This window comes from Tabrizicola sp. T74, assembly GCF_057219935.1.
The window spans coordinates 86,336-111,814 of record NZ_JBXVVT010000006.1; the positions used below are offsets into that span (position 1 = coordinate 86,336).

The 25,479-nt window shown below is 66.7% G+C and carries 23 protein-coding genes; 10 read left to right on the top strand and 13 right to left on the bottom strand.

All coding sequences use genetic code 11. The annotated features are described in order from the left end of the window. Positions 1-67: 67 nt before the first annotated feature. Entirely contained in the window at positions 68-427 is a 360-nt protein-coding gene (locus tag AC2EAL_RS17585) for a rhodanese-like domain-containing protein (protein WP_484725534.1), read from the top strand. On the opposite strand, the gene AC2EAL_RS17590 is transcribed toward AC2EAL_RS17585, so the two are convergent. Beyond that, positions 428-1,582, bottom strand: a complete 1,155-nt coding sequence (locus tag AC2EAL_RS17590; RefSeq protein ID WP_484725535.1) for an MFS transporter — start codon at positions 1,580-1,582, stop codon at positions 428-430. Positions 1,583-1,802: 220 nt separating this feature from the next. On the opposite strand from AC2EAL_RS17590, the gene AC2EAL_RS17595 reads away from it, so the two are divergent. Then, positions 1,803-2,270 carry a DUF6647 family protein gene (locus tag AC2EAL_RS17595; protein ID WP_484725536.1) on the top strand — a complete coding sequence of 156 codons (468 nt, stop codon included), beginning with the start codon at positions 1,803-1,805 and terminating at the stop codon, positions 2,268-2,270. 84 nt (positions 2,271-2,354) lie between these two features. On the opposite strand, the gene AC2EAL_RS17600 is transcribed toward AC2EAL_RS17595, so the two are convergent. From AC2EAL_RS17600 to AC2EAL_RS17615, 4 genes are all read right to left on the bottom strand, one after another. After that, positions 2,355-2,912: a class I SAM-dependent methyltransferase gene (locus AC2EAL_RS17600; RefSeq protein ID WP_484725537.1), complete on the bottom strand. Its 558-nt coding sequence runs from the start codon at positions 2,910-2,912 to the stop codon at positions 2,355-2,357. After that, entirely contained in the window at positions 2,912-4,309 is a 1,398-nt protein-coding gene (gene lpdA, locus AC2EAL_RS17605; RefSeq protein ID WP_484725538.1) for a dihydrolipoyl dehydrogenase, read from the bottom strand. Before lpdA ends, AC2EAL_RS17600 begins: the two co-directional genes overlap by 1 nt. Before the next feature lie 75 nt (positions 4,310-4,384). After that, positions 4,385-4,969, bottom strand: coding sequence for a DUF924 family protein (locus tag AC2EAL_RS17610; protein ID WP_484725539.1), 585 nt, complete (start codon positions 4,967-4,969; stop codon positions 4,385-4,387). A 61-nt stretch (positions 4,970-5,030) separates the two neighbouring features. Continuing rightward, the gene (locus AC2EAL_RS17615) at positions 5,031-6,257 is read right to left on the bottom strand and encodes an MFS transporter (RefSeq protein WP_484725540.1); all 1,227 of its coding nucleotides are present in this window, start codon (positions 6,255-6,257) and stop codon (positions 5,031-5,033) included. A gap of 178 nt (positions 6,258-6,435) precedes the next feature. Here AC2EAL_RS17615 and AC2EAL_RS17620 point away from each other — a divergent pair, with 178 nt between their 5' ends. Continuing rightward, complete coding sequence (locus tag AC2EAL_RS17620; RefSeq protein ID WP_484725541.1) at positions 6,436-7,167, top strand: GNAT family N-acetyltransferase; 732 nt, start codon at positions 6,436-6,438, stop codon at positions 7,165-7,167. Here the strand turns inward: AC2EAL_RS17620 and queA are convergent. Both queA and AC2EAL_RS17630 read right to left on the bottom strand, forming a co-directional pair. Beyond that, a complete protein-coding gene (gene queA, locus AC2EAL_RS17625) occupies positions 7,157-8,197 on the bottom strand; it encodes a tRNA preQ1(34) S-adenosylmethionine ribosyltransferase-isomerase QueA (RefSeq protein ID WP_484725542.1) in 1,041 nt (346 codons plus the stop codon). The two genes, AC2EAL_RS17620 and queA, sit on opposite strands and share 11 nt — an antisense overlap. Beyond that, positions 8,194-11,616, bottom strand: a complete 3,423-nt coding sequence (locus AC2EAL_RS17630) for an AsmA-like C-terminal region-containing protein (RefSeq protein ID WP_484725543.1) — start codon at positions 11,614-11,616, stop codon at positions 8,194-8,196. The genes queA and AC2EAL_RS17630 overlap by 4 nt, the downstream gene beginning before the upstream one ends. A gap of 171 nt (positions 11,617-11,787) precedes the next feature. Here AC2EAL_RS17630 and AC2EAL_RS17635 point away from each other — a divergent pair, with 171 nt between their 5' ends. The 5 genes from AC2EAL_RS17635 (at position 11,788) to AC2EAL_RS17655 (ending at position 16,591) form a co-directional block, all read left to right on the top strand. Beyond that, positions 11,788-12,252 (top strand): peroxiredoxin, encoded by a 465-nt coding sequence (locus AC2EAL_RS17635; RefSeq protein ID WP_484725544.1) that lies wholly within the window; start codon positions 11,788-11,790, stop codon positions 12,250-12,252. Positions 12,253-12,326: 74 nt separating this feature from the next. Next, complete coding sequence (locus tag AC2EAL_RS17640) at positions 12,327-13,142, top strand: ferritin-like domain-containing protein (RefSeq protein WP_484725545.1); 816 nt, start codon at positions 12,327-12,329, stop codon at positions 13,140-13,142. Positions 13,143-13,311: 169 nt separating this feature from the next. Continuing rightward, positions 13,312-14,649: a DUF5930 domain-containing protein gene (locus AC2EAL_RS17645; RefSeq protein WP_484725546.1), complete on the top strand. Its 1,338-nt coding sequence runs from the start codon at positions 13,312-13,314 to the stop codon at positions 14,647-14,649. Beyond that, entirely contained in the window at positions 14,639-15,139 is a 501-nt protein-coding gene (locus AC2EAL_RS17650; RefSeq protein WP_484725547.1) for a bactofilin family protein, read from the top strand. Before AC2EAL_RS17645 ends, AC2EAL_RS17650 begins: the two co-directional genes overlap by 11 nt. Positions 15,140-15,184: 45 nt before the next feature. After that, positions 15,185-16,591, top strand: a complete 1,407-nt coding sequence (locus AC2EAL_RS17655; protein WP_484725548.1) for an MFS transporter — start codon at positions 15,185-15,187, stop codon at positions 16,589-16,591. Here the strand turns inward: AC2EAL_RS17655 and AC2EAL_RS17660 are convergent. From AC2EAL_RS17660 to AC2EAL_RS17675, 4 genes are all read right to left on the bottom strand, one after another. Further along, positions 16,584-17,348, bottom strand: a complete 765-nt coding sequence (locus AC2EAL_RS17660) for a DUF2189 domain-containing protein (protein WP_484725549.1) — start codon at positions 17,346-17,348, stop codon at positions 16,584-16,586. The genes AC2EAL_RS17655 and AC2EAL_RS17660 overlap by 8 nt on opposite strands. 43 nt (positions 17,349-17,391) lie before the next feature. Further along, positions 17,392-18,519, bottom strand: coding sequence for a peptide chain release factor 2 (prfB, locus tag AC2EAL_RS17665; RefSeq protein WP_484725550.1), 1,128 nt, complete (start codon positions 18,517-18,519; stop codon positions 17,392-17,394). 88 nt (positions 18,520-18,607) lie between these two features. Then, on the bottom strand, positions 18,608-21,166 hold the full coding sequence (locus AC2EAL_RS17670) for a penicillin-binding protein 1A (RefSeq protein ID WP_484725551.1): 2,559 nt from the start codon (positions 21,164-21,166) through the stop codon (positions 18,608-18,610). A 101-nt stretch (positions 21,167-21,267) separates the two neighbouring features. Then, positions 21,268-22,464, bottom strand: a complete 1,197-nt coding sequence (locus AC2EAL_RS17675; protein WP_484725552.1) for an N-acetylmuramoyl-L-alanine amidase — start codon at positions 22,462-22,464, stop codon at positions 21,268-21,270. A gap of 156 nt (positions 22,465-22,620) precedes the next feature. Here AC2EAL_RS17675 and AC2EAL_RS17680 point away from each other — a divergent pair, with 156 nt between their 5' ends. Together AC2EAL_RS17680 and AC2EAL_RS17685 are read left to right on the top strand one after the other, a co-directional pair. After that, positions 22,621-23,370 carry a DsbA family protein gene (locus AC2EAL_RS17680; protein WP_484725553.1) on the top strand — a complete coding sequence of 250 codons (750 nt, stop codon included), beginning with the start codon at positions 22,621-22,623 and terminating at the stop codon, positions 23,368-23,370. 98 nt (positions 23,371-23,468) lie between these two features. Beyond that, entirely contained in the window at positions 23,469-23,804 is a 336-nt protein-coding gene (locus AC2EAL_RS17685) for an SMR family transporter (RefSeq protein WP_484725554.1), read from the top strand. 17 nt (positions 23,805-23,821) lie between these two features. Here AC2EAL_RS17685 and AC2EAL_RS17690 read toward each other — a convergent pair whose 3' ends face one another. After that, complete coding sequence (locus AC2EAL_RS17690) at positions 23,822-24,310, bottom strand: cupin domain-containing protein (protein WP_484725555.1); 489 nt, start codon at positions 24,308-24,310, stop codon at positions 23,822-23,824. Next, on the bottom strand, positions 24,307-25,431 hold the full coding sequence (gene ispG / locus AC2EAL_RS17695; protein WP_484725556.1) for a flavodoxin-dependent (E)-4-hydroxy-3-methylbut-2-enyl-diphosphate synthase: 1,125 nt from the start codon (positions 25,429-25,431) through the stop codon (positions 24,307-24,309). Before ispG ends, AC2EAL_RS17690 begins: the two co-directional genes overlap by 4 nt. Positions 25,432-25,479: the final 48 nt, after the last annotated feature.

The window sequence follows — 25,479 nt, forward strand, 5'->3', positions numbered from 1 at the left end:
TCGATAAAGTGACTTCACTTTCTCACCTTATAAGCTATATAGATAACGACACGATCCTGAGGTTCGCATGCTGTCCTTTCTCCGCTCCGGCCAATCCGCCGCCCGCCCTTCCCCTGCCGAGGTCCTGCAACAGGTCGCCGCGGGCAAGATGCTGCTGATCGATGTGCGCGAGGTGGCCGAGGCCAAGGCCTCGGGCGTGGCGCAGGGGGCCAGACTGATTCCGCTGTCGCTGGTGCCGGTGAAATGCGATCCGCGCCAGCCAGGCTGTGACCTGCCACAGGGCCTGCCGGTGGCGGTCTACTGCGCATCGGGCGGGCGGTCGGGGATGGCGGCGGATGCGCTGAGCCGGCTGGGCTATGGTCCGGTGGTGAACCTTGGCGGCCTGCGCGATCTGGCCGCAGCCGGTTGCCCCGTGGTCGCCTACTGATCAGCCATGCCCTCGCCGCGCCTTCTGCAGGGCGTGGAGGACAATTCCGAGGATGCAGAGCAAGACGGCCGCGACGGCAAGTCCCGCCGGTCCGGCACTGGCCAGAAGTGCGGCCAGAACCGGCGTGCCGGTGGTGGTGCCCAGGTTCCCCAGCTGGGCCACCGCCCCGGCGGCGCGGGCACGGTCATCCGCGCCTGCGTTCAGTTCCGGAATCGCGGAAAAGCTGGCGCCCTGGACGATGCCAAGCGCGGCTGACAGAAGAAACCCGCCCGCCACCATGCCTGCCCCCTGCCCCCAGAACAACCACAACAGCAGAAAGCCGGGGATCGCGACCGCATAGCCCGACTGAACCAGGCGGACGGCGGACATCCGGCCCAGAAGCCAGACCCCCAGCGTCAGCGAGACGGCGATGGAGACGAGGGGCATCCCGGCGGCGATGAGGGCGCGGTGGGTCTCGGGGGTTTCCGGCGGCAGCAGGGTCAGGACCGCGACATAGAGGAAGGTATAGCAGCAGAACCCCATCGCCGGGGCGGCGAGGCGGGGAGAGGCGTAGATCGCGACGTGCTGGGAAAGGAGGTTGCCCATCGGCAGAGCCACCCCACGCGGGTCGGGCGGCAGGGTGAGGGCGAGGACTGCAGCGAGGGCGGCCATGTAGGCGGCGTGGCCGAGGAAGAGGCCGGTCGGCATGAGGTAGGGTCCGATCAGGGCGAGGATCGTGTAGGTCACCCCGAAGAACGAGGACCAGAGGGTCATGGCCAGCGGCCTCCGGTGTTCGGGGGCCAGGGCGGCGATCATCGTGGGGCCGACGACGACGATGGCAAGGTGGCTCGCGCCCTCAATGATGCGAGAGGCCAGCATCAGGGGGTAGGCGGGCATCAGGGACTGGAGGGCAGACATCGCGGCCCCGGCGGCCAGCGCCGCCACGATGGCGCGGCGGGGGCCGATGCGGGCGACCAGAAGCCCGGCGGAGGTTCCGAAGATCAGGCCGACCATGCCGACGATCGAGACGACGAGGCCGAGGGCGACCTCTCCGTGGCCTCCGTAGGTGGCGCGGAGGGGGTCGTAGAGAATGGAAATCTTCCCGAACTGGGCCGCCGCACCAAGGCCGGCGCACCAGAGGAGGAGGACGAGGAACATCGGGGGAAGCGGGCGCATGGGGCCTTGGTAGCGCGATTGCCGAGGGGATGCCAGAGGCGTGTCCACGGTGGACAAAGGCCGGTCGTCCAATGATTCCAACGGGTTGTTCGCGGACGTTAGGGGTTTCTTAACCCCTGGTCTTTTGCGATTCGGCAGGGCCTGGAGAGCGTCACAAATCGTGAATGCACAGCTTCATGTCGGTCTTGCAAAGTCTTCATGAAGCTTCAGCATAGGTTTCATGAAAGCCCTTGCCACCACGCTGCTTCTGGCTGTGCTGTCGTTCGTCCCCGAGGCCCGGGCGGCGGACCTGTGTCCGCTGGTGGCCCAGTTGAACCAGGCGCTGGTCGAAGGGACCCGCTACCGGGCCGTCCCCTGCCCCGAGATCGGCTTTGCGGCGCTGGACAACCAGCCAGGCCTGCGGTCGCAAGCCGGGGCCTATTTCCCCGAGACCGGCCAGATCGAGCTGGCCCCAGACCTGGACCTCCGCACGGCCTACGGGCAAAGCTTCCTGTTGCACGAGCTGGTCCATGCCGCGCAATTCGCCGAGGGCGCGGATGCCCGGGCGCCCTGCCCCGCCGCGCTGGAGGCCGAGGCCTACCGGGTGCAGGCGCAGTTCCTGCAGGACGCGGGGCTGATGCGCGATGCGCTTCTGACGCGGATGCTGGGGGACCAGCTGGGCAACTGCGGGACGTCACCGGAGTACTGACGGGCGGCTCCTCGTCGACTTCGTCGCTCGTCGCTGGAGGTCGTCACCGACGAGGAGCCGAAGGCGAACGAGGAGGCGCCGGGATCAGTCTTTCTGGGCCATTGCCCAGGTGACGACCGGGCAGTCGGGGTCATTGGTCAGGTCATCGTCCTCGCGCAGGGCGGGCGGCCAGGGGATCTCCAGGTTGCGCTGTGCGACGTGACGGTTGCCCCATTGATAGGACTGGACCCGCTCTGCCTGAAACCCGGCCTCGATCAGCAGGTTCTTCAGCCCGCGCGCGGTCCAGCGGGAACAGTCCACGGGCGCGCCGTGGAAGGGCGCGAGGAACGGGACGGCGACCCAGAACCAGCCGCCGGATCGCAGCATCCGGTAGATGTTGCGCGTCGCTGCATAGGGGCGGTCGAGATGTTCCCACACCTGGTTCGCCATGATCAGGTCAAATCGGACAACCTTGCCACCCGCATCCAGCATCGGCCCCTTGCAGGGGTCGAACTTCCAGCGGTTCAGCGCCTTGTAGCTGCGGAACGCAAACCGTTCGCCCCATTTCCCCGACAGCTCCAGGGCGTCCAGAGTCTCCGGACCGAGACTGTTGATCCAGTCCCGGCTTTCCTTCTGCATGACGACCCGGTTGAGGGACGCCATCAGATGTGAAGCGCCCGCCCGTAGGCGTCGAGCACGGCCTCGTGCATCATTTCGGACAGCGTCGGGTGCGGGAACACTGTGTTCATCAGGTCCTCTTCCGTGGTCTCCAGGCTGCGACCGACGACATAGCCCTGGATCAGTTCCGTCACTTCCGCGCCGACCATGTGGGCGCCCAGAAGTTCGCCGGTCTTGGCGTCGAAAATGGTTTTCACCATGCCTTCCTGTTCGCCAAGCGCAATGGCCTTGCCATTGCCGATGAAGGGGAAACGACCGACCTTCACCGTGTAGCCTGCGTCCTTGGCCTTCTGTTCGGTGAGGCCGACGCTGGCCACCTGCGGGTGGCAATAGGTGCAGCCCGCGATGGAATTGGGCTTGATCGGATGCGGATGGCCGCCCGCGATCAGTTCGGCCACCATGACGCCTTCGTGGCTGGCCTTGTGGGCGAGCCAGGGCGCGCCCGCGATGTCGCCGATGGCGTAAAGGCCTTCGACCCCGGTGCGGCAGAATTCGTCGGTCACGACATGGGTGCGGTCGATCTTCACGCCCAGGGCTTCAAGGCCAAGGTTTTCGACATTGCCGACGATCCCCACGGCGCTGATCACCGTGTCGAAGTCCTGCGTTGTGACTTGGCCCGCCTGTTCGATATGGGCGGTTACGCCAACGCCGGGCTTCCGGTCCAGCTTCTTGACCGCAGCCTTTTCCAGGATCTTCATCCCCTGCTTGATGAAAGCCTTTTTCGCGAAGGCGGAGATTTCCGCATCTTCGACGGGCAGGATGCGGTCCATCACCTCAACCACCGTGGTGTCCGCGCCCAGGGTGTTGAAGAAGCTGGCGAATTCGATGCCGATTGCGCCCGAGCCGATCACGAGGAGTTTCTTCGGCATCCGGCTGGCAACAAGCGCATGCTTGTAGGACCAGACGAGATCGCCGTCGGCCTCCAGGCCCGGAAGCTCACGCGCCCGCGCGCCGGTGGCGAGGATGATCGACTTCGCGGTCAGCTCTTCGGTGCCCTTGTCGGTCTTGACGCTGACGGTCCCCTTCTTCGGCAGCGTCGCCGCGCCCATGAAGACGGTGACCTTGTTCTTTTTCATCAGATGGCCGATGCCGCCCGACAGCTGCTTGGCCACCGCGCGGCTGCGGGCGACGACGGCGGGCAGGTCATAGCCGATCCCGTCGGCCTTCAGGCCAAACTCCTTGGCGCGGTGCATCAGGTGGAAGACTTCGGCCGAACGCAGCATGGCCTTGGTCGGGATGCAGCCCCAGTTCAGGCAGATGCCGCCCAGGTGTTCACGTTCGACGATGGCGACCTTCAGGCCAAGCTGGCTGGCGCGGATGGCGGCGACATAGCCCCCCGGTCCGGCACCGATCACGATCACGTCGAAGCTTTGGGCAGCCATTCTTCCCTCCCTGGAAAAAGTAGTTTGCCATTAAACTATCCGGAAACCCCAAGCAACACTGGGGTTGCCGTGGCCCTATGCATCGGGCGCATGGCTTTTCAACCTCTCCACCACGGCCGCATAGCCGCCCTGGTCGAGGTAGGCCTGTTCCTCTGGCGTGCTGACCCGCCCCAGCGCAGCGTTGCGGGTGGGAAAGCGGCCGAAGCGGGCAATGACCTGCTGATGCGCGCGGGCGTGAAGCGCCATGTCCGGGTCCGAGGCCAGGCGTTCGGTCAGCAGCTTCACGGCGAGGGCCTGGTCATCGGGGTCCTCGGAATGCTCGAAGGGCATGTAGAAGAACTGGCGTTCAGGTTCCGGGGCGTTCTGGTCCCAGCCGGACTCGACCGCCGTGCGGGCCGCGGCCAGGGCGCGGGCGTCGGTGGCGAAGGCCAGCGCCGTGCCGCGGTGGATGTTGCGCGGGATCTGGTCTGTCAGGATCAGGTAGGCGAGCGTGCCGACGGTGCCATCGACCCAGTGCTCAAGGCCCCCGTCATGCGCGGCCTGCCAGAGATCCTGAAACCGGTCGCGGCAGAGGGTGTCGATCTCCTCCCCGCCGGCATACCAGCCCTCCGGGCCGACCTCATGCAGCCAGAAGTCCAGAAGTTCGATCGGATCGGACATTGGGCCCCCCTTGCATCAGTCAAGCCTTGCAGGGAATGGCCGATATCGCAACCGCTGATCGTCAGTCCTTGGCGGCCTCGTCCAGCACCGCCTCGACGGCCAGGGGCGAGGCGCCGGGGGTGACGGTGCGGAAGGCGCCGGTGACGGCGGGGGCGGCGCGGCGGGTCATGCGGTAGATCGCGTAGGCGACAAGGGCCACATAAAGGACGCCGATGAACAGGAAGAAGCCCGAGGGGCCGATGCGTTCCATCATCCAGCCGGTGGCGGTTGGCCCGAAGACCGCACCGAAGCCGTTCAGGAAGATGAGGCCAGCCGAGGCTCCGGCCATCTGTTCCCGGGGCAGGAAGTCGTTGGTGTAGGCGATGAGGAGCGCATAGACCGGGTTGGTGATCCCGCCCAAAAGCATGGCGACCACGACTAGCGCAGAAAATGGCAGCGGCAGGAAGGCCGCGACGGCCATGGCAACGGCGGCGACGGCAGAGAGGCCCATGATCAGCATGCGCCGGTCCATCCGGTCCGAGGCCCAGCCGACAGGGTACTGCAGGACAAGGCCCCCCACATACATCGCGCCGACGAAGACCGAGATCTGGCCGACCGTAAGCCCCTCTTGCGCGCCCCAGACGGCGGCCATGCCGAACATGGCGGAAAAGACGCCCCCGGTCAGCAGCATGCCGACGCAGCCTAAGGGCGAGATGCGGAACAGGCGGGCAAAGGACACCCGGCGTGAACTGTCGAAGGCGGGCGCGGGGGTGGGGGCCAGAAGGATCGGCATGAAGGCCAGCGAGACGAGGACCGAGGGCAGGATGAACAGCGCAAAGCCGGTGGGGTCGGGCAGGTTCAGCAGGACCTGGCTGGCAATGATCCCGATCATCTGCACGATCATGTAGGCCGACAGCGCCTGGCCACGGGTGTCATTGCTGGCCGTGTTGTTGATCCAGCTTTCGGCAGTGATGTAGATGCCGGAAAAGCAGAACCCCGCCAGCACGCGCAGAAGGGTCCAGATGATCCAGTCGGGGTAGACCGGGTAGATCACCAGGATCGCCGAGATAAGCGAGCCAAGCGCGGCAAAAACCCGGATATGCCCCACCCGCCGGATCATCCGGGGGGCCGCCCAGGAGCCGAACAGGAACCCCAGGAAATAGGCGGCCATCACATAGGACAGCTGGTAGGTCGAAAAGCCCTCGATATTGCCGCGGATGCCCAGAAGCGTGCCCTGGATGCCGTTGCCGACCATCAAGAGCATGACGCCCATCAGCAACGGCCAGGACTGGGTGATCACCTTCAGCATCGTCGTTCCTGCCGCCCGAATATTGCGCGTGACTGCCCGAAGTTCCGACGCAGCGCAAGCCGGGCGGTCCGGGTCGGCGGACTGTTTCCACATCACGCAGGAATTGTGTCGGGTACACTGGTTGAATTCCCGGCGCCACTTCCCACCTAGCACGAAACACAGAATGTGGAGAGACGCCATGGCCGACCAGACCGACCGGAGTCTTCGCAGCCGCTTTGCGGGCGTTCTGGATGCGGGCGAACTTGCTCGGGCACGGGCCGCAGGGCTGCCGCTGGCCTATTGCCCTTTGCAGCAGGGCTGGGTGCATCACGTTGACGAGGCGGAAGAGGACACCGCCCCACCACTGTCCTGGCAGGTGAGCCGGCTGCCCCTGCACAAGCAGATCACCGGCACCACGGTCTACCCCCGGCCCGAAACGCTGACCCTGCGGGTCTGGGTCGAGGATGACCTGGCCATCTACCGCGCTCTCATGAATGATCCGGTCCTCTGGTCGTGGATGCTGGAAGAACAGCCGGGCCGGATCGACGACGATATGGCGCGGGCGCTGATCGCGCTGTCGACGGAAGGCGCGCATCACAAGGTGCGCGTCGCCACGCTGGGCGCGCAGCCGGTGGGTCAGGTGCGGCTGGAGTTCGGCGCGGACCCGACCTCGGGCGAAGTAAGCTACTGGATCGGCGCGGCGCATCGCGGCAAGGGGCTGGGGCGGCAGATGGTCACCCGGTTCCTGGACCGCCAGAAGATCACCGCGCCGCAGATCACCCGTTTCACTGCGCGCGTGCATCCCGAGAACCGCGCCTCGGCCCGGCTGCTTGCGGCCTGCGGCTTCCAGCCCTGCGACCGGGCCACGCTGGACCTTGCCCCGCGCGGGCGGGACCGGGGCGACTGGCTGGGCTTCGTCCTTAGCCGTTAGGGACCAGAAGCGAGCTGTCGCCGTAACTGAAGAACCTATACCCTTCGCGGATCGCATGGGCATAGACCCTGCGGATGCGCGCCTCGCCCATCAGGGCGGAGACCAGCATCATCAGCGTCGACTTCGGCAGGTGGAAGTTCGTCATCAGCGCGTCGGTCACCCGGAACCGGTAGCCGGGGTAGATGAAGATGTCGGTTTCGCCCTCCCACGGCTGCAGGGTGCCGTCCGCAGCCGCGGCACTTTCGATCAGCCGCAGCGCGGTGGTGCCCACGGGAATCACCCGGCCCCCTGCCCATTTCGTCGCGTTGATCTCATCCGCCGCCGCCGCCGAGACCCGGCCCCATTCGGCGTGCATCTTGTGGGTGGTCACGTCCTCGACCTTGACCGGCAGGAAGGTGCCCGCGCCGACGTGGAGCGTGACTTCGGTGAAGTCGACGCCTTTCGCGGCAAGGCGCTGCAGCAGGTCCTCGTCGAAATGCAGGCTCGCCGTGGGGGCAGCTACCGCCCCGGCATGGCGGGCAAAGACCGTCTGGTAATCGGTGCGGTCCTGGTCATCGGCGGCGCGCTTGGCAGCGATATAGGGCGGCAATGGCATCACGCCCGCCTCAGCCAAGGCCGCGTCGAAGTCGTCGCCGCTCAGATCGAATGTGAGCACGAGGTCAGTTTCCGACTTCTCGGCGACCGTCGCGGACAGCCGGTCGGAAAAGCGGATCACCTCGCCCGGCTGGACCTTGCGCAGCGGCTTGGCCAGCGCTCGCCAGCCGACAGCGCGGGGCTCCAGCAGCGTGATTTCGACCTTGGCCACCGCCTCCCCGCGCTGGCGGGTGCCGAACAGGCGCGCGGGCAGCACCTTGGTGTTGTTCAGGACCAGCCGGTCGCCGGGGCGGAAGATGTCCACCAGATCAAAGACATGCCGGTCACTGATCCGGTCGCCTTCCGCCAGCAAGAGCCGCGCCGAGGTGCGGGGCTTGGCGGGGCGGGTGGCGATCAGGCTTTCCGGCAGGTCGAAGTCGAAATCGGACAGCTTCATCCGCCCGAGGCCCTTTCGGTGTCCTTCAGATTGGGCGGGCGCTGACGGAACAGCTCGCGGAACATGCCGGGGGTCAGCACCGACAGCGGGTTGACCGAGACGTTGGGATCGCCGGTCGTGCCGGTGAGCCGGTAGTTGAAGCCGAAAAGTCCCTCGCCGCGCCGTGTCAGGATCTGTCCCACCCCGTTGACCAGATAGATCGGCGAGATCACCCCTTGCAGGTCGATCTGCCGACTGTCGGTCAGATAGAGGCCCGCGAAGGAAATGCCAAGCGAAGCGCCGACGGCCGAGCCCTGGCTGATTTCCACGGCCTTGGGCGTCAGGACAAAGCTCACCTCGCCATTGTTGAAGGCGAGGCCTTCGCCGTTCATCTGTTCCAGAAGGCCCACGACGGAGATGGCCGACAAAAGCTCGGCCAAGGCGGGGGCGCCCTGGATGCGCATCCGGGTGAAAGTGGCAAGGCCATTGTATTCGCCCTTGGGCCCGCGCGGGACCAGCGACATGTCGAGGCTGCCGCCGCGGCCCTGGTCGAAGATGCCCGCCGCCGCCATGACGGCCCCGGCATTGTCCGACAGGATGCGGACCGCGCTGCCGTTCTGCATCGGCACGACCGTTCCCGAAATCTGCCCGCTGCCGTTAACGCCGGAAACGAAGCTGCCGTTGAACCCGCCGTTCGAGCCGAACTCGCCGCGGAAGTCGGTCAGGCGGATGCCGTCGGAAATGCGCAGGGCGTCGAGGCGGACGGTGACCGGGCCGCTGTCCCCGCCGCCCCCGCCCTCCGGCATCCGCCGCATGTCCAGCGTGCCGCCGGTGACCGCGACATCCAGCGCCGCACCCTTGCCGCGCCCGGTCAGGGTGACCGGGGCATCCAGCCAGTCGCCCGCCACCACCCTCTCGAATTCGGCGGTGTCGAGGCCGCCGCCTTCGCGCGTGGTGATCCGGCCCCGCGCCTCCAGCCCCGGGGCCTTCAGGGTCAGGCGTTCCACCACGGGTTCGCGCGACAGCCGCGCCTCAAGGTCAAGCGCGGCCTTGGTCTTGGCCCCCTTGGACCAGCCAAGCGCATCCAGACGCAGCGAGAGACCGGTGAGGTTCGAGGTCAGCGTCAGTTGCGGCGGCTGGTCCTTGACGAGCGCCACGTCGATCGCCGCCGGCCCCTCGCCCTTGACCGAGCCTGGCGGCAGGTCGAGCCCGAAGTCGCGCAGGATCGCGTCGGAGAGCGTGACCGTCCCGTTGACGCGCGCGCGGCCCTTCTGTTCCGGCCCGAAGCCCTGCAGGTAGGTCAGGTCGATCGGCATCCGGTCCAACTTGCCCTTGCCGGACAGCTGGAGGCCATCGGTGGTGACAGCGACCTGCACCTCGGGCGCGGTCAGGATGCGGCCCGGCACCAGCGCGGGCGAGGTGAAGTCGTGGATCGTGCCCGCGACGGTGAAGTTCACCTCTTCGAACGGGATCTTCGGCTTCATCGGCATCAGGATCGTCGCAGTCAGGTCGGCCCGCCCGTCGCCCAGGTTGTAGGGCTGCCCGGCCTTGGAAAAGAAGCTGAACGGTTCCTGGTCGAGAAGCGATAGGGTCGCGGTCAGGCTGGCCGAGGTGACGAGGTCGACCTTGGCCGTGGCCGGGCGCTGGGTGATGTCGGGGATCTGGAACACCGTCCCGTCGGCCTCGATCCAGCCGCCTTCGGGGGCGATGACATGGCCCTGGTCCAGCGCGACAGTGTAGGTGAGGTTATCCAGCGTGGCGTGGCCGCGACCATTCAGGATCGGCGGCAGGGTGCGGACAAAGCGGACCTCGGTGTCGAGGAATTCGTAGGACAGGGTGAAGCGGGGCTGCGCGCCGGGCGTCAGGCGAAGCGCTGCCTGGACGTCGGTCAACTGGCCCTGCCCCACGTTGTCGCCGAACCAGGCGCGCGTCCTCGGCACGACCGAGACCGGCCAGACTTTCAACAGCCGGTCGGTCGCGATCTGGTTCAACCGCAGGTCCAGTGCCCCGCCCCAGCCCCCCGCCTCGGGTGCCACGGAGCCGGAGAGGAGGAGCCTCTCGTCGCCCTCGACCAGCGACAGCTGCCCGATGTCGGCACGGAATGGGTCGAGCCTGAGGCGTAGGTCCAGCGCGCCCTGGCCAAAGTCGACCGGGGCCTCGAACAGGCCTTCGGGATCGACCATCACCTGTTCGAAGGCGATCTGGGTCTGAATGCTGGCGGGCAAATCGCCCGCCGCCAGAGGCGCACCGGTCGGGTCCAGCAGGTCGCCATGCCCACGCGCGGTCAGCCGCAGCGAGGCGCTTTCGACGGAAAGATTCGCCAGCTGGATCCGCGCGCTGGCAGGATCATAGGACAAGGACAGCGAGGCCCGGTCAAAGGCCACGGGCCGCGCCCCGCGACCGGGGGCAAGGTTACCCGCCGCAAGGCCCAAGGTGCCGGACAGGCCCGCGAAACTGCCGCTGTCGTCCAGCCGTGCCTCCAGCTGGCCCGAGATCGGCGCGTCGACGAAACCCAGGAAGGCCAGCGGCGGGGCCATGGCGGCAAGGTCGGTCGCGGCGATGTTGTCGACCTTGGCGGTCAGTTGCGCGGTCTTGGCATCCTTGTCCGACACCAGCCGCAGCACGGCCTGGGCCGGGTCGGTCCCGTCCAAGAGCGTCACCCCAAGTTCGGCCGCGATCGCGTCCGCGTCGTTCTGAATGACCAGGCGGCCATCGCCCACCTCCCAGCTGCGCCCGGCGCGGTCGTCGGTGAGGTTCAAGGTCAGCCCCTCGACCTCGATCGTCTGCAAGGCGCTTAGCGCAGGGGTCGCGAACACCCGCTCCACCTCGGCCAGCACGGCATCAATGTCCCTTGGGGCGGCACCCGGGGCGCGGCTGTCGAGTTGCAGGTCGATCCGGCCATTTTCGTCGCGGCGGATCGCGATCCGCGCGCCGGTCAGCCGCAGTTGGCTGGGCCGGACCTTGCCGGATAACAGAGCCGTCGGATCAAAGGCCAGCGTCGCTTCGGGCAGGGCCAGGAGCGACCGGCCATTGCCGTCGAGCAGGCGGATGTCCTCAAGCCGGAAACGGGGCACGAAATCGCGGTCCACCGCCAGTTCCACCGCCCCGAGCGACAGGGCAGAGCCTTTCGGCAGGCGGGCCGAGGCCAGGCTTTCGTTCAGCTGCTCCTCGATCTGCGCCACGCCCCAGACCGGAAAGCGCAAGGTCTTGCCGGTATAGGCCAGCGTCAGATAGCCGAAGGCCAGCGCCAGCAGGACCAGCGTCACCACAACGGTGAGGGAAAGCCGGCCGCGCCGCGCGGGACGCCGTCGAACGGGTGGCACCTCGGGTTCCGCTTCCGCCCGGTCCGCCCGGCCTAAACGCAGAAGCGGCAGCCTTGGTCGCGGCGGCGCGGCAACGGGGTCAGCCCCGTCTTCCAAGCCCGCAGACTGGTCCTGCATTTTTCTTCTTCTGCCCCGCTGCCCGGCCTGCCCTACGGCATGTTCCCCGCCCGTCGCGAACCCCCCAAGTCCACGATGCACCTTCCACGATGCACCTTTATCTTTGCGGATCATCCGCTAGATGGAAAGTCACAATCCCTGACAAGCCCCTGATCGGGCAAGGAGCCGCGCATGATTTCCCAAGGACAGACCGCCCCCGACTTCACCCTGCCCCGCGATGGCGGCGGAACCGTGACGCTTTCCAGCCTGCAGCCCGGCAAGGTGGTGTTGTACTTCTATCCCAAGGACGACACCCCCGGCTGCACGCTGGAAGCGCAGGATTTCAACGCCCGCCATGCCGACTTTGCGGCGGCAGGCACCACGGTGATCGGGGTGTCGAAGGACAGCGTGAAGTCCCACGACAAGTTCTGCAAGAAACATGGGTTGGGCGGGATCATCCTGGCCTCGGACGAGACCGGGCATACCTCGGAAGATTACGGCGTCTGGCTGGAGAAGAGCATGTACGGCAAGACCTACATGGGGATCGAACGCACGACCGTGCTGATCGACGGCACCGGCACCGTGGCGCGGGTCTGGAACAAGGTCAGCGTCAAGGGCCATGCCGACGAGGTGCTGGCGGCAGCGCAGGCGTTGTAAGGGCACGATTTTTCTGCGAAAAATCGGGGCAGCAATTCTTCGCAGAAGAATTGTGGACCCGGGGAAGACACGCGATGACGCAAAGCCTGGCAGAGATGGCGGTGGAGGTGCTGACCACCGCGGATGGCCGCGCCAAGACGGCACTCGGGCGCAAGCACGCCGCCACCTGGTTCGCCGCCCGCGCGGCGGGCCAGCCCCTGCCCATCGGTCACGCCGAGCCTCCGTTGCGCCCCGCCCGGCCGGAAAAGCCCGAGCTTCTGGCGCCGAAGGACGTCCCCCGCCGCCGCCCCGGCTCACCCGAAGGCCGGATCGCGCTGCTCCATGCCGTCGCGCATATCGAGTTGAACGCCGTCGACCTGCATTGGGACATCATCGCCCGCTTCGCCGACCAGCCGATGCCCCTAGGCTTCTACGACGACTGGGTGAAGTCGGCGGACGAGGAAGCCAAGCATTTCAACCTGATCTGCGATTGTCTTGCGGCGATGGGCAGCCATTACGGCGCGCTGCCCGCCCATCAGGGCATGTGGCGCGCGGCGGAAGACACGGCGGGCGACTTGCTCGGTCGGCTCGCCGTCGTGCCGATGGTACTGGAGGCGCGCGGCCTGGACGTGACGCCCGGCATGATCGACATCTTCCGCAAGCATCGCGAGACCCAGGCGCTGGCCGCGCTGGAGGTGATCTATGCCGAAGAGGTCGCGCATGTCGCCTATGGCTCGAAATGGTTCAACTGGCTGTGCGGGCGCGAGGGGACCGACCCGAAAGAGGTGTTCCACCGCCTGGTCCGGCAGTATTTCCACGGATCGCTAAAGCCGCCGTTCAACGAGGAAAAGCGCGCGGACGCCGGCCTTCCGCCCGACTTCTACTGGCCGCTGGCCGAAACGGCGGCTTGATCGGCGGTTTCTTGCCGATGAAAAGCCTGCACCATGCGGAAAAACCCTTAACATGGTCAAAATTGTTGCGGCCCTGTAACCGTGTGGATAATCAGGGCAGGCCCGGGGCACAGCGTCTTGGGGCAACGTAGCGAAGCCTCTGCCAAGGCTATGAACGGATGACCCCAACGTGCTGAATCGCCTAGCCTATCGCTTCCACCAAAGCCTTGAGCGGCACTTTCCCGAGCAACGGCTGTTCCTGAAATCCGACACCGAAACCCGCTTTATCCGCCTGCGCCCTGCCACGCAGATCATCGCGCTGGTTGGTGGGACGCTGGCGCTGGCTTGGACCATCGTCGCCACCGCGCTGATCATGATGGACTCGATCGGCGCCGGATCGGCCCGCGAACAGTCGGTGCGCCAGCAGGCTTTGTACGAACAGCGGCTGAACGCGCTGTCGTCCGACCGCGACCTGCGCGCCGAAGAGGCCGTGCGGGCGCAGGAAAGGTTCAACATCGCGCTGACCCAGGTGTCCGAGATGCAGGAGCGGCTGCTCGCGTCCGAAGACCGGCGGCGTGAGCTGGAGACCGGGATCGAGGCGATCCAGGACACCCTGCGCGAGACGATCAAGGAACGCGACGCGGCACGCGCCGAATTGGAACAGGTCACGCTGGCGCTGAACGAACAGAACGGCGGCGCGACCGAGGCCGGGCGGGCCGCGGACACGATGGCGACGCTGGAGTTCCTGACCGGCGCCCTGGGCGAGGCGGCCGAGGAGCGCAACGAGGAAATTGCCGAGGCCGAAGCCGCACGCGAGGAAGCGCGCCTGATCGCCGATGCCAAGGAAGCGCTGGAACTGCGCAACGACGCCATCTTCACCAAGCTGGAAGAGGCGCTGACGATCTCGGTCGAACCGCTGGACAACATGTTCCGCGAGGCGGGCATGTCGCCCGAGGACCTGATCGGCGCGGTGCGCGAGGGCTACTCCGGCCAGGGCGGTCCGCTGACGCCGATCACCTTCTCGACCTCCGGCGGGGTCCTCTCGCCGGAAGAGGTGCGGGCGAACACGATCCTGAACGGGCTGGACCGGATGAACATGTACCGGATCGCGGCCTTCAAGCTGCCCTTCGCGATGCCGGTCAAGGACAGCTTCCGCTGGACGAGCGGTTTCGGCTATCGCCGCGACCCCAAGGGCGCGGGCACCCGGATGCACGAGGGCACCGATATGGCGGGCAGCTACGGCACGCCGATCTATGCCACCGCCGATGGCGTTGTGGTGCACGCCGGCTGGGACAACGGCTATGGCCGCCTGGTCAAGATCCGGCACGATTTCGGTGTGGAAACCCGCTATGCCCACTTAAGCCAGATCCGGGTCGAGGTCGGCCAAAGGGTCTCGCGCGGCGACCGGATCGGTGATATGGGCAATTCAGGCCGGTCCACCGGCACCCACCTTCACTACGAGGTTCGCCTTGGCGGTGAAGCGGTAAACCCGATGACCTTCATAAAGGCAGCGAAGAATGTTTTCTAAGAGCCGCATCAACGAGCCGGGCCCGAAGGCCGAGGCCGACAAGCCCAAAGCCCCGGAGACCCCGATGACCAAGCCCACGATGGACTTCACCCCCACCGCTCCGAAGGGCAAGGCGGGGGCCTCGGTGCTGTCGTCGGACCTGACCGTGGTCGGCAACCTGCGGACCACCGGAGACATCCAGGTCGAGGGCACCGTTGAGGGCGACATCCGTGCCCATCTGCTGACGGTCGGCGAAAGCGCCACCATCCGCGGCGAGATCGTGGCCGACGACATCGTCGTCAATGGCCGCGTCATTGGCCGGGTCCGTGGCCTGAAGGTCCGCCTGACCTCGACCGCGCGGGTTGAGGGCGACATCATCCACAAGACCATCGCCATCGAGTCTGGTGCGCATTTCGAAGGGTCAGTGCAGCGGCAGGAAGACCCGCTGGCTAACGGCCGCAGCCCCGCCGGTACCGTGCGGCTGGACACTCCGGCTGCAGACGCCGAGTAAAGCCCCTTATCCATGACGCTTTCGCGGGCATCGGAGGGCACTCCGGTGCCCGTTTCCTTCTGTGCGGATGCCGACCGCCGGATCATCCTCTGGGCCGCGATCCTGGCCTCGTCGATGGGGTTCATCGACTCGTCCGTGACCTCGATCGCCCTGCCCGCAATGCGCGAGGCCTTGGGGGCAAGCCTGCCGCAAGCGCAGTGGATCAACGCCGCCTACCTGCTGGCTTTATCCTCGCTGGTCCTGGTCGGGGGCGCGATGGGCGACCGGTTCGGCATCGCGCGGATCTTTTCGCTGGGCATCTTGATCTTTGTCGGCGGATCGCTCGCCTGTGCCTTTGCGGCGACGCCCGAGCAGATGATCGCTGCCCGCGCCGTAAAGGGCGTCGGCGCGGCGATGATGGTGCCGGGGTCGATGGCGATGATCTCGCGCGCCTATCCGCGGGACGAACGCGGTCGGGCGCTGGGTCTTTGGGCCGCCGCCTCGACCCTGACCACGGCGTTGGGGCCGGTTCTGGGCGGCATGTTCGTGACTTGGGGCGGAGAGCTGGGCTGGCGTCTGGTCTTCGCGCTGAACCTGCCACTGGGCCTGGTCGCGCTGTGGCTGGTCCGTGGCCGCACGCCGGGCGATATCGGCAAGCCCGGGGTTCGGGTCGACTTGCCCGGCGCGGGGCTGGCGACGCTGGGGCTGGGCCTGATGGCCTGGGCTCTGACCGATGCGGCTGCGCCCGGCTGGATCGCCCTTGCCGCTGTCGCCAGCCTGATTGCCTTTGTCGTCTGGGAAGCCGTGGCCCCTGCCCCGATGCTACGGCTGGGCCTGTTCCGCAACCGGACCCTGGCGGTGACGAATGTAGTGACCTTCGTCCTGTACTTCGCGCTGAACGGGGTGATGTTCTACCTGCCGATGACCGCCGTCACCGCCTGGGGCGTGACGGCGCTGGAGGTGACGGCGGCCTTCCTGCCGATTTCCATCCTGATCGGCGTCCTGTCCGCACCCGCTGGCCGGATGGCCGACCGCTGGGGCGCGGGGCCACTGATGGCGGCGGGCTCGGCGCTGGTGGCGGTGGCCTATGCGGGCCTCTGGCACTTTGCGCCGGACGGGCAGTTCTGGACCCATGTGGTTCCCTTCACCGCGATGGCGGGCCTGGGGCTTGGCCTTGTCGTCGCGCCTCTGACCGCAGCCGCGATGCAGGGGGCCGAGGATGGCGAACAGGGCGCAGCCTCGGGCGTGAACAACGCGGTGGCGCGGGTCGCGGGGCTGATCGCGGTGGCGCTGCTGGGGCGGATGGCTGCTGATGCCTACGGGCCGGGGAGCCCAGGGTTCGGGGTCGCGGGCACGGGGGCGGAGCACCTTGCGGCAACTGGCGCGGCTTTTGGGACGGTGGCGCTGGTGGCAGCGCTGATGGCGGCGCTGGCCGCCGTCTTGGCCCTGCTGGTGGCCCGTCCGGTCAGGTGATCGCGCGGCGGTAAAGGTGCCAGCTGGCGTGCCCGAAGAGCGGCAGGACGAGGAACAGGCCAAGGAATCCGGGGATCATGCCGACGAAGAGGCACACCGCAATCAGAAGCCCCCAGCCCAGCATCACCGCCGGATTCTCCTTCACCAGCGCGAAACTGGTCAGCATCGCGGTCACGAAATCCACCTCGCGGTCCAGCAGCATCGGCAGGCTGACGACAGTCAGGCTGAACAGAAGCGTCGCGAAGGCCGCGCCCACTGCCGTGCCGAAGGCCAGCATTGCCAAGCCTTCGGGTGACAGGAACACGGCCAGCGAGGATGAGACATTGGTCATCGTCGCGTTCCCCAGGAACAGCGCAAAAATCATGTGCGACAGGAAGTTCCAGAACAGAAAGTAGACCACGATCACCGCCGCGATGGCCGGGATCTGGCGGTCCTTCTGGCGGAAGACCACGCCGAAGATTTCCGATGCCACCAGCGGCTGCCCAGCCTCCAGCCTGCGGGAGATTTCGTAGAAGCCGCAGGCGATGAACGGTCCAAGGATCGGAAAGCCCGCGCTGGCGGGCAGCGTCCACCAGACCTGGCCCTTGGTCGTCATCGCCCAAAGGATCAGCCAGCCGCCAAGCACATAGACCGCCGCAAAGACCGCCCCGAGGAGAGGCGCGCGGCGAAAGTCCTGCCATCCGGCCGCAAGGCTGGCGCGGAGGTCTGAGGCGTCGACCTCGTTCACTTCGGGGGCTGTGGGGTGCCTGTCGCTCATCCCGCAAGGCTACGGGCCCGGGCCGGAGCCGCCTTGACCTGCGTCAATCGACGTCCGCGATCTCGCCCCGCTTCTTGCCGGAGGCGTTCAGCGCGAGCGTCGCGGCCATGAACCCGTCAAGGTCGCCGTTCAGCACGCCCTGTGTGTCCGAAGTCTCATAGCCCGTCCGCAGGTCCTTCACCATCTGGTAGGGCTGGAGGACATAGGACCGGATCTGGTTTCCCCAACCCGCATCGCCCTTGTTCTCATGCGCCTCGTTGATGGCGGCGTTCCGGCGGTCAAGCTCTTGCTGGTAAAGCCGCGACTTCAGCGCCTTCATCGCGATGTCGCGGTTCTGGTGCTGGGATTTCAGCGAGGAGGTCACCACGATTCCGGACGGGAAGTGGGTGATCCGCACGGCGGAGTCGGTCTTGTTCACGTGCTGGCCGCCCGCGCCCGAGGAGCGAAAGGTGTCGATGCGGATGTCCTTGTCCTGGACCTCGATCTCGATGTTGTCGTCGACCACCGGGTAGACCCAGACCGAGCAGAAAGAGGTATGGCGACGGGCCGCGGAGTCATAGGGCGAGATGCGAACCAGCCGGTGCACCCCGGCTTCGGTCTTCAGCCAGCCATAGGCGTTCTTGCCGCTGATCTTGTAGCTGGCCGACTTGATCCCCGCGCCGTCGCCTTCGCTTTCGGACTGCAGTTCCACGGTGAAGCCGTGCGCTTCGGCCCAGCGGACATACATCCGCGCCAGCATCGAGGCCCAGTCACAGCTTTCGGTGCCGCCGGCGCCCGCGTTGATTTCAAGGAACGTGTCGTTGCCGTCGGCCTCGCCATCCAGCAACGCCTCAAGCTCCTTCGCCTCGGCGACCTTCACCAGGTCCGCAAGCGCCGCCTCGGCCTCCTTCACGATTTCGGCGTCGCCCTCGGCCTCGCCCAGTTCGATCAGCTCGACATTGTCCTTCAGCCCGCTGTCGATCAGCTTGTAGGCCGCCACCGCATCCATCAGCGCCTGGCGGTCGCGCATCAGCTTTTGCGCCTTGGCAGGGTCGTTCCACAGGTCCGGCGCTTCGATCATGGCGTCGAACTCTTCCAGCCGGTGCGGCGCGGTTTCCCAGTCCATCCGCTGCGCCAGAAGCTTCAGCGTCTTCTCGATGGCTTCTACATAGCCTTGGGTTTCGGCGCGCATGGGATCGGGTCCTGTCTTGGTCTTGGGCAGGGGTCATAAGGGTTTGACCGCGCCCCGGCAAGGGCGCGGCCCAGGTGGCGCAGAGGGGTCAGTAAAGCCCGCCGGAGGAGACGGTGCCGAAATCGGCCTTCTTCGGCACGACGACCGTCTCGCCTTCCGAGTTGGTGACCGTGGTGCCCTGGTCACCACCGCCCTCGCCCTCGCCATAGGCGAAGAGGGGCAGGTTTTCCCCCATGGCAAAGCCGCCGTCGACGACGAGGCCGAGGCCGACCAGCGCCTCTTCTCCCTCGCGGAAATATTCGGCCACGACGTTGTCGCCGGTGGCGTCATCGGGCAAGGGCATGCCCGAGAAACGGTCGATCTTGCGGAAATAGCCGCCGGGGGGGACCTTGAACTCACCGCCGCCGTATTTCTTGATCGCGTCCTCCATGAAGTCCTGAAAGACCGGGACGCAAAGCGTGCCGCCGAAGGCGCTTTCGCCCAGCGTGCGCGGCTGGTCAAAGCCGATATAGCAGCCCGCGACGATGTTCGAGGAATAGCCGATGAACCAGACGTCCTTGGCGTCGTTCGTCGTCCCGGTCTTGCCGGCAATCGGCACCGGCAGGTTCAACCGGCTGGCCGAGCCGCGCTGGACCACGCCTTCCATCATGCTGGTCAGCTGGTAGGCGGTGATGGCGTTCATCACACGCTCGCGGTTGGTGTCGATGCTGACCCCCTGCCCCGGCGGCAGCGTCGGGTTGCCGCAATCCTCGCAGACGCGCTGGTCATGGCGGTAGATCGTCTTGCCGAACCGGTCCTGCACGCGGTCAACAAGGGTGGGCTCCACCCGTTCGCCGCCGTTCGCGAACATGGCGTAGGCGGCGACCATCTTGAAGAGCGTCGTCTCCTGCGCGCCCAGGGAGTTTGCCAGGAACGGCCCCATCCGGTCATAGACGCCAAAGCGTTCGGCATAACCGGCGACGGTCTGCATGGTGATTTCCTGCGCGATCCGGATCGTCATCAGGTTCCGCGACTGTTCGATCCCGGTGCGGAGCGGCGTCGGCCCGTAATACTTGCCGGACGCGTTCTTCGGCGTCCAAAGACCCTGCGGCGTGTCGATCTCGATGGGCGCGTCGACGACGATGGTCGCAGGGGTGAAGCCCGAATCCAGCGCGGCGGCATAGACGAAGGGCTTGAAGCTGGAGCCCGGCTGGCGCGTGGCCTGGGTGGTGCGGTTGAAGACCGAGTCCTGATAGGAGAACCCGCCCTGCATCGCCAGCACGCGGCCGGTGTTCACGTCCATCGCCATGAAGGCGCCCTGCACTTCCGGCACCTGGCGCAGCGACCAGCGGTTGAAGGTGCCATCGTCGTTCGTCACCGCGCGCACGAGGACCACGTCGCCGACCGAGACGAGGTCACCGGCGACCTTGGCTTTCGAACTCAGCTCGCCGCCCTCCAGCCGCTTCCTCGCCCAGGTCACGTCCTCGGCCGGGATGAAATGGCCGTCCTCGTCGTCCATCACCCCTTCGATGCCGATCCGGGCGGCGGTTTCGCCGACTTCCAGCACCACGGCAGGGAACCAACTTTCCACGTCGCGCGGGACCTCGACCTTGGCCAGAGCGTCGCGCCAGGAGGCCTCATCGCCCAGCACCTCGGCCGGAAGGGTCTTGCCGGTGCCGCGCCAGACACCCTGATTGCGGTCGTACTGTTCCAGGCCCCGACGCAACGCCTCGGCGGCGGCCTTCTGCAGCTCGGGGTCGACGGTCGCGCGGATCGTCAGGCCGCCCGAGAAGAATTCCTCTTCGCCGAAGACGCCCGACAGCTGGCGGCGGATTTCGTCGGTGAAATAGTCGCGCGGCGGCAGGGCGTCGCGGAAGGCCTCGAAATCGCCGTTCTGCACCGACAGAAGCGGCAGCTCCTTCTCGGCCAGATAGGTCGCCTCGTCGATATAGCCGTTCTGCCACATCTCGCGCAGGACGTAGTTCCGCCGCTCTGTCACCCGTTCCTTGGCGGTCACCGGATGGTACTTGCCCGGCGCCTGCGGCATCGCGGCCAGCATCGCCGCCTCATGCGGGGCAAGCTCGCTGAGGGGCTTGTTGAAATAGGTCTGCGCCGCCGCCGCCACGCCATAGGAGTTCTGGCCGAGGAAGATCTCGTTCAGGTACAGCTCCAGGATCTTGTCCTTGGACAGGGTCTGCTCCAGCCGGGTGGCCAGGATGATTTCCTTGATCTTCCGTTCCACCGACCGCGAGCCGTCGAGGAGGAAGTTCTTCATCACCTGCTGGGTGATCGTCGAGGCCCCGCGCATGCTTTGGCCGCGGCTTTGCACCGCCTCGACCAGCGCCGCGACCATGCCGCGGGTGTCATAGCCGTGGTGCTTGTAGAAATTCTTGTCCTCGGCGCTGATGAAGGCGTGCTTGACGAGGTCGGGAATGTCATCGCTGGCGACGAACAGCCGCCGTTCCTGGGCAAATTCGTCGATGATCCGGCCCTCGCCGGAATAGATCCGGCTGATCGTCGCGGGGGTGTATTGCGCCAGATTCTCATGGCTCGGCAGGTCGCGGGAGTACATGTAGAAGATGCCGCCCAGCGTCAGCGCAGCAAAGACCAGCCCCAGCGTGACGAAGGAGAAGATCCCGCCCAACACGTTCCCGACGAAGCGTAGCACCCAAAACCCCTTCCGATTTCGTCCCGCAGTATAGCAGACGCGCGCCCGCGTCAAAACCTTGGCCGGTCACAAGTCCCGGCGCAGGCGGGCTTTTGCGGGCCTCACGGGTTTCCCGTGCCCCGCAAGGCCGCATCCTCGACCGACCAGGTGATGATGCCCTGCACCACCGCCTCGGCCAGCTTGGCCCGCCAGGCCGGGTCGGACAGCCGCTTGAAGTCGCGATCCGACGACAGGAACCCCACTTCCAGAAGCACCGAGGGAATGTCAGGGGACTTCAGCACGGAAAATCCCCCCTGCTGGTGCGGGCGCCGGTGCATCCGGATCTCGGCCGCCTTGATCGCGCCCACCACGGCCTTGGCCAGCCGGTCGGTGCGGGGCTGCGTCTCGACCCGGGCCATGTCCATCAGGACCTCGGCCACCACATCGTCCTGTTCGGTCAGGTCGACCCCGGCCAGCAGGTCGTCACGGTCATGCCGTTCCGCCAGCGCCGCCGAGGCGGCATCCGAGGCCTCATCGGCCAGCGTGTAGATCGTCGCCCCCTGCGCATCGCCTTCGGTCAGGGCGTCGGCGTGGAGCGACAGGAACAGGTCCGCCTCTGCCTCGCGTGCGATCGAGGTGCGGGTTTCCAAAGGCACGAAGATGTCTTCGTCGCGCGTCATCACCACCTGGAACCGGCCGTCGCGCAGCAGTGCCTCTTTCAGTTCCCGCGCAAAGGTCAGCATCAGCGCGGCCTCGCTTTGCCCGTCGCGTTCGGCCCCGGGGTCAATCCCGCCGTGGCCGGGGTCAAGCACGATGACAACGGGCCCTGCGCCTTGGGGCTGCGGCGCCGAGAGGTCGGCAGCGGCCGGCAGGCCCCATTCCGGCAGGTCAGGACGCGCAGCCTCACGCGCAAAGGTTTCGGCGTCGGTCCTGGCCAGCGCCAGGTCGATGCGCACGGCGGTCCCGGTGGTCATCTCGGCCCGGGCCAGCTGGTAGGGGCCATCCAGTTCCAGGACCAGCCGCGACCAGCCGGGACGGAAGGACCCTGCCCGCATCGCCAGCGCCGGGCGCACCAGGGCCAGCACTTCGGCGCCGGCCCAGTCCACCTCGCGCGTGTCGATGACCAGGCGGGGCGGGTTGTCCAGCATCCGCACACGCCAGGGCACCGGCTGGCTAAGCCCAAGCCGCAGCTCCAGCCCCTCGCCCGTCGCCACCAGAGCGGACCGCATCGGATCGACCCGGGCGAGCGCCGACAGCTCCTCGGCCCGCAGCGGCAGGGACAAAAGGACGAACAGGAAGACAAGCGCGCGCAGGGTCATGGCGGACTTATCCCCCTGTGCCGGGCAGAAGTAAATTCCGCGCCCGTCCCCGACGCTGCCGCCGTGGCAGCGGGATCACAAAGCGGCGAGCGGCTTGTCACGCCTTGCCCCCGCCCCTATCCTCGCGCCCGCCAGTCACGGCCTGCAGGAGACCCCATGAACCGCCTTGCCCTTGGCCTGATCGCTGGTCTTGCCAGTGTTCCGGCACTTGCCGAAGACAAGCCCGCGACCATGACCGATGCCGAACGGCAGGCCCTCCGCGACGAGATCCGCGCCTATCTGCTGGAAAACCCGGAATTGCTGGTCGAGGCGATGGACATCCTGCAGGCGCGCGAGGATGCGGCGGCGCTCCTCCGCGACGTGCAGATGGTGTCGACCCACAACGACAGGATCTTTAACAACCCGAACGACTGGGTCGGCGGCAACCCGAACGGTGACATCACCCTGGTCGAGTTCATGGACTATCGCTGCGGCTATTGCCGCAAGGCCTATGCAGAGGTCGAGAAACTGATCGAGGCCGACGGCAATATCCGCTTTGTCGTCAAGGAGTTCCCGATCCTGGGCGAGGCGTCGCTGGTCTCGGCGCAGTTCGCGATCGCGGTCCGGCAGCTGCATGGCGACGAGGCTTACGCCAAGGTACACGACGCACTCATGTCCTTGCGGGGCGAGCCGACCTCTGACACGCTCGCGCGGCTGGCCGGGGACCTGGGGCTGGAGGCCCAGCCGATCCTCGACCGGATGGACGCGCCCGAGGTGATGCGGGTGATCCAGGACAACCATGCTCTCGCCACCGAGATGGAGATCAACGGCACGCCGGCCTTTGTGATGGGGGACGGGGTGATGCGCGGCTATGCGCCTCTGGATGTGATGCAGGACTTCGTTGCGGAAGTGCGCGCGGGCGGCTGACCGAAAAGCCACGGACCCGCGCGGCGTTCCTGCCGCTTGCTCGACTTGGCAGCCCTTGGGAAGCAGGATGGCGCGAACTGGCGAATCCGGATGTCCCCATGACGCGAACCTACCTTTTCCTTTTGGCCGCCATCGTGGCCGAAGTCGTGGCCACCACTGCGCTTGCCCGGTCGGAAAGCTTTACCCGGCTTTGGCCGTCGGTGATGGCCGTTGCGGGCTATGCGGTGGCCTTCTGGCTGCTATCCTACCCCCTTAGGGTGATGCCGACCGGGGTCGTCTATGCGATCTGGTCGGGCATGGGGATCGTGCTCATCAGCGCGGTCGCCTGGATCTGGTATCGCCAGTCGCTGGACCTTGCCGCGATCCTTGGCCTGGCCTTCATTCTGGTGGGCGTCCTGATCGTGAACCTCTTCTCGAAGTCGATCCCGCACTGACAAGCGTCGGACGGTCTCTAGCGACTTTTCGCGGGCAGCCCGTCGTGGGGCCCAAGCACACGTTCCGGCGCGTCATCCCACCAGTCGCTGCGCAGGGGCTTTCGGTCCGGGTCCAGCGGATAGAGGATACGGCCCCCCGGACGTTTGCGGTCGCCCACCACAAGCAGCCGGACCTCGGCGGCGCTGTTGTTCAGGAAGGTATGCGAGACTCCAGTGCCCGCCTTGAACCCCACGCCATCGCCCGGCGCCAGCGCGTGCAGATGCCCGTCGATCCAGACATCGGGCGTTCCTTCCAGCACGAAGATGAACTCGTCCTCGTTACTTTCGGCATGCGGCAGCGAAGTGCGCCGACCGGGTTCCAGCCTGACATGGTGGACGCCGAAGAGGTCAAAGCCGAAATGCGTGCTGTAGTCCGCGTCACGGCCCATCTTCTCGGTCCGGCCCGGATAGGACCATGGGTCCTGCTCGATGTCCTGCCAGCGGACGATCTCGGGCGGACGGCTCATTCGGCGGCGAGCTTTTCCGCGGCCTCGATCTCGGCGGCCTTCTGTTCCACGAGGTCGACGATGTGGTCGATCATGCGGTCGTTGGACAACGTGTGGTCCTGCTTGCCTGCAAGGTAGACCATCCCCTTCCCCGCCCCGCCACCGGTAAAGCCGATGTCGGTCATCAGCGCCTCACCGGGGCCGTTCACCACGCAGCCGATGATCGACAGGCTCATCGAGGTGGTGATGTGGGCCAGCCGCTCCTCCAGCGTCGCGACGGTCTTGATGACGTCGAACCCCTGCCGCGCGCAGGAGGGGCATGAGATGATCGTGACGCCGCGATGCCGCAGGCCGAGGGATTTCAGGATCTCGTAGCCGACCTTGACCTCTTCCACCGGGTCCGCCGACAGCGAGACGCGGATCGTGTCGCCGATGCCGAACCACAGAAGCTGGCCCAGCCCGATGGCCGACTTGACCGTGCCGCTGACCAGCCCCCCGGCCTCGGTGATCCCCAGATGGATCGGCGCGTCGGTGGCCCCGGCCAGTTGCTGGTAGGCGGCCGAGGCGAGGAACACATCGGATGCCTTCACAGATATCTTGAATTCGTGAAAATCGTTGTCCTGCAACAGCTTGATGTGGTCGAGACCGGATTCCACCATCGCGTCGGGGCACGGCTCGCCGTACTTCTCCAAGAGATGCCGTTCCAGGGACCCCGCGTTCACCCCGATGCGGATGCTGCAGCCGTGGTCCTTTGCGGCCTTCACCACCTCGGCCACTCGCCGGGCATCACCGATGTTGCCCGGGTTGATCCGCAGGCAGGCTGCCCCTGCCTCTGCCGCCTCGATCGCGCGCTTGTAGTGGAAATGGATGTCCGCGACGATCGGGACCGGGCTTTCCGCCACGATTTCCTTCAGCGCGCGGGTCGAGTCTTCGTCCGGCGTGGAGACCCGGACGATATCCGCCCCGGCCACCGCGCAGCGCTGGATCTGTTCGATGGTCGCCGCCACGTCGGTGGTCAGCGTGTTCGTCATCGTCTGCACGCTGATCGGAGCATCCCCGCCCACCAGCACCTTGCCCACCCGGATCTGTCGCGAGGGCCTGCGCTCGATGTTGCGCCAGGGGCGGACGGGATTGTGGGTCATCGTGAGCGGCTCCGGTTCTTGCCCGCGCAGCATAGGCCGCGGCACCGA

What these genes read in the sequence shown, in the direction of transcription:
- AC2EAL_RS17610 (WP_484725539.1), bottom strand. Translation starts at nt 4,969, where the DNA reads ATGTCCGATCCGATCGAACTTCTGGACTTCTGGCTGCATGAGGTCGGC.
- AC2EAL_RS17615 (WP_484725540.1), bottom strand. Translation starts at nt 6,257, where the DNA reads ATGCTGAAGGTGATCACCCAGTCCTGGCCGTTGCTGATGGGCGTCATG.
- AC2EAL_RS17585 (WP_484725534.1), top strand. Translation starts at nt 68, where the DNA reads ATGCTGTCCTTTCTCCGCTCCGGCCAATCCGCCGCCCGCCCTTCCCCT.
- AC2EAL_RS17620 (WP_484725541.1), top strand. Translation starts at nt 6,436, where the DNA reads ATGGCCGACCAGACCGACCGGAGTCTTCGCAGCCGCTTTGCGGGCGTT.
- prfB (WP_484725550.1), bottom strand. Translation starts at nt 18,519, where the DNA reads ATGCGCGCCGAAACCCAAGGCTATGTAGAAGCCATCGAGAAGACGCTG.
- AC2EAL_RS17685 (WP_484725554.1), top strand. Translation starts at nt 23,469, where the DNA reads ATGACGCGAACCTACCTTTTCCTTTTGGCCGCCATCGTGGCCGAAGTC.
- AC2EAL_RS17600 (WP_484725537.1), bottom strand. Translation starts at nt 2,912, where the DNA reads ATGGCGTCCCTCAACCGGGTCGTCATGCAGAAGGAAAGCCGGGACTGG.
- AC2EAL_RS17680 (WP_484725553.1), top strand. Translation starts at nt 22,621, where the DNA reads ATGAACCGCCTTGCCCTTGGCCTGATCGCTGGTCTTGCCAGTGTTCCG.
- ispG (WP_484725556.1), bottom strand. Translation starts at nt 25,431, where the DNA reads ATGACCCACAATCCCGTCCGCCCCTGGCGCAACATCGAGCGCAGGCCC.
- AC2EAL_RS17635 (WP_484725544.1), top strand. Translation starts at nt 11,788, where the DNA reads ATGATTTCCCAAGGACAGACCGCCCCCGACTTCACCCTGCCCCGCGAT.
- lpdA (WP_484725538.1), bottom strand. Translation starts at nt 4,309, where the DNA reads ATGGCTGCCCAAAGCTTCGACGTGATCGTGATCGGTGCCGGACCGGGG.
- queA (WP_484725542.1), bottom strand. Translation starts at nt 8,197, where the DNA reads ATGAAGCTGTCCGATTTCGACTTCGACCTGCCGGAAAGCCTGATCGCC.
- AC2EAL_RS17590 (WP_484725535.1), bottom strand. Translation starts at nt 1,582, where the DNA reads ATGCGCCCGCTTCCCCCGATGTTCCTCGTCCTCCTCCTCTGGTGCGCC.
- AC2EAL_RS17660 (WP_484725549.1), bottom strand. Translation starts at nt 17,348, where the DNA reads ATGAGCGACAGGCACCCCACAGCCCCCGAAGTGAACGAGGTCGACGCC.
- AC2EAL_RS17595 (WP_484725536.1), top strand. Translation starts at nt 1,803, where the DNA reads ATGAAAGCCCTTGCCACCACGCTGCTTCTGGCTGTGCTGTCGTTCGTC.
- AC2EAL_RS17640 (WP_484725545.1), top strand. Translation starts at nt 12,327, where the DNA reads ATGACGCAAAGCCTGGCAGAGATGGCGGTGGAGGTGCTGACCACCGCG.
- AC2EAL_RS17675 (WP_484725552.1), bottom strand. Translation starts at nt 22,464, where the DNA reads ATGACCCTGCGCGCGCTTGTCTTCCTGTTCGTCCTTTTGTCCCTGCCG.
- AC2EAL_RS17650 (WP_484725547.1), top strand. Translation starts at nt 14,639, where the DNA reads ATGTTTTCTAAGAGCCGCATCAACGAGCCGGGCCCGAAGGCCGAGGCC.
- AC2EAL_RS17690 (WP_484725555.1), bottom strand. Translation starts at nt 24,310, where the DNA reads ATGAGCCGTCCGCCCGAGATCGTCCGCTGGCAGGACATCGAGCAGGAC.
- AC2EAL_RS17630 (WP_484725543.1), bottom strand. Translation starts at nt 11,616, where the DNA reads ATGCAGGACCAGTCTGCGGGCTTGGAAGACGGGGCTGACCCCGTTGCC.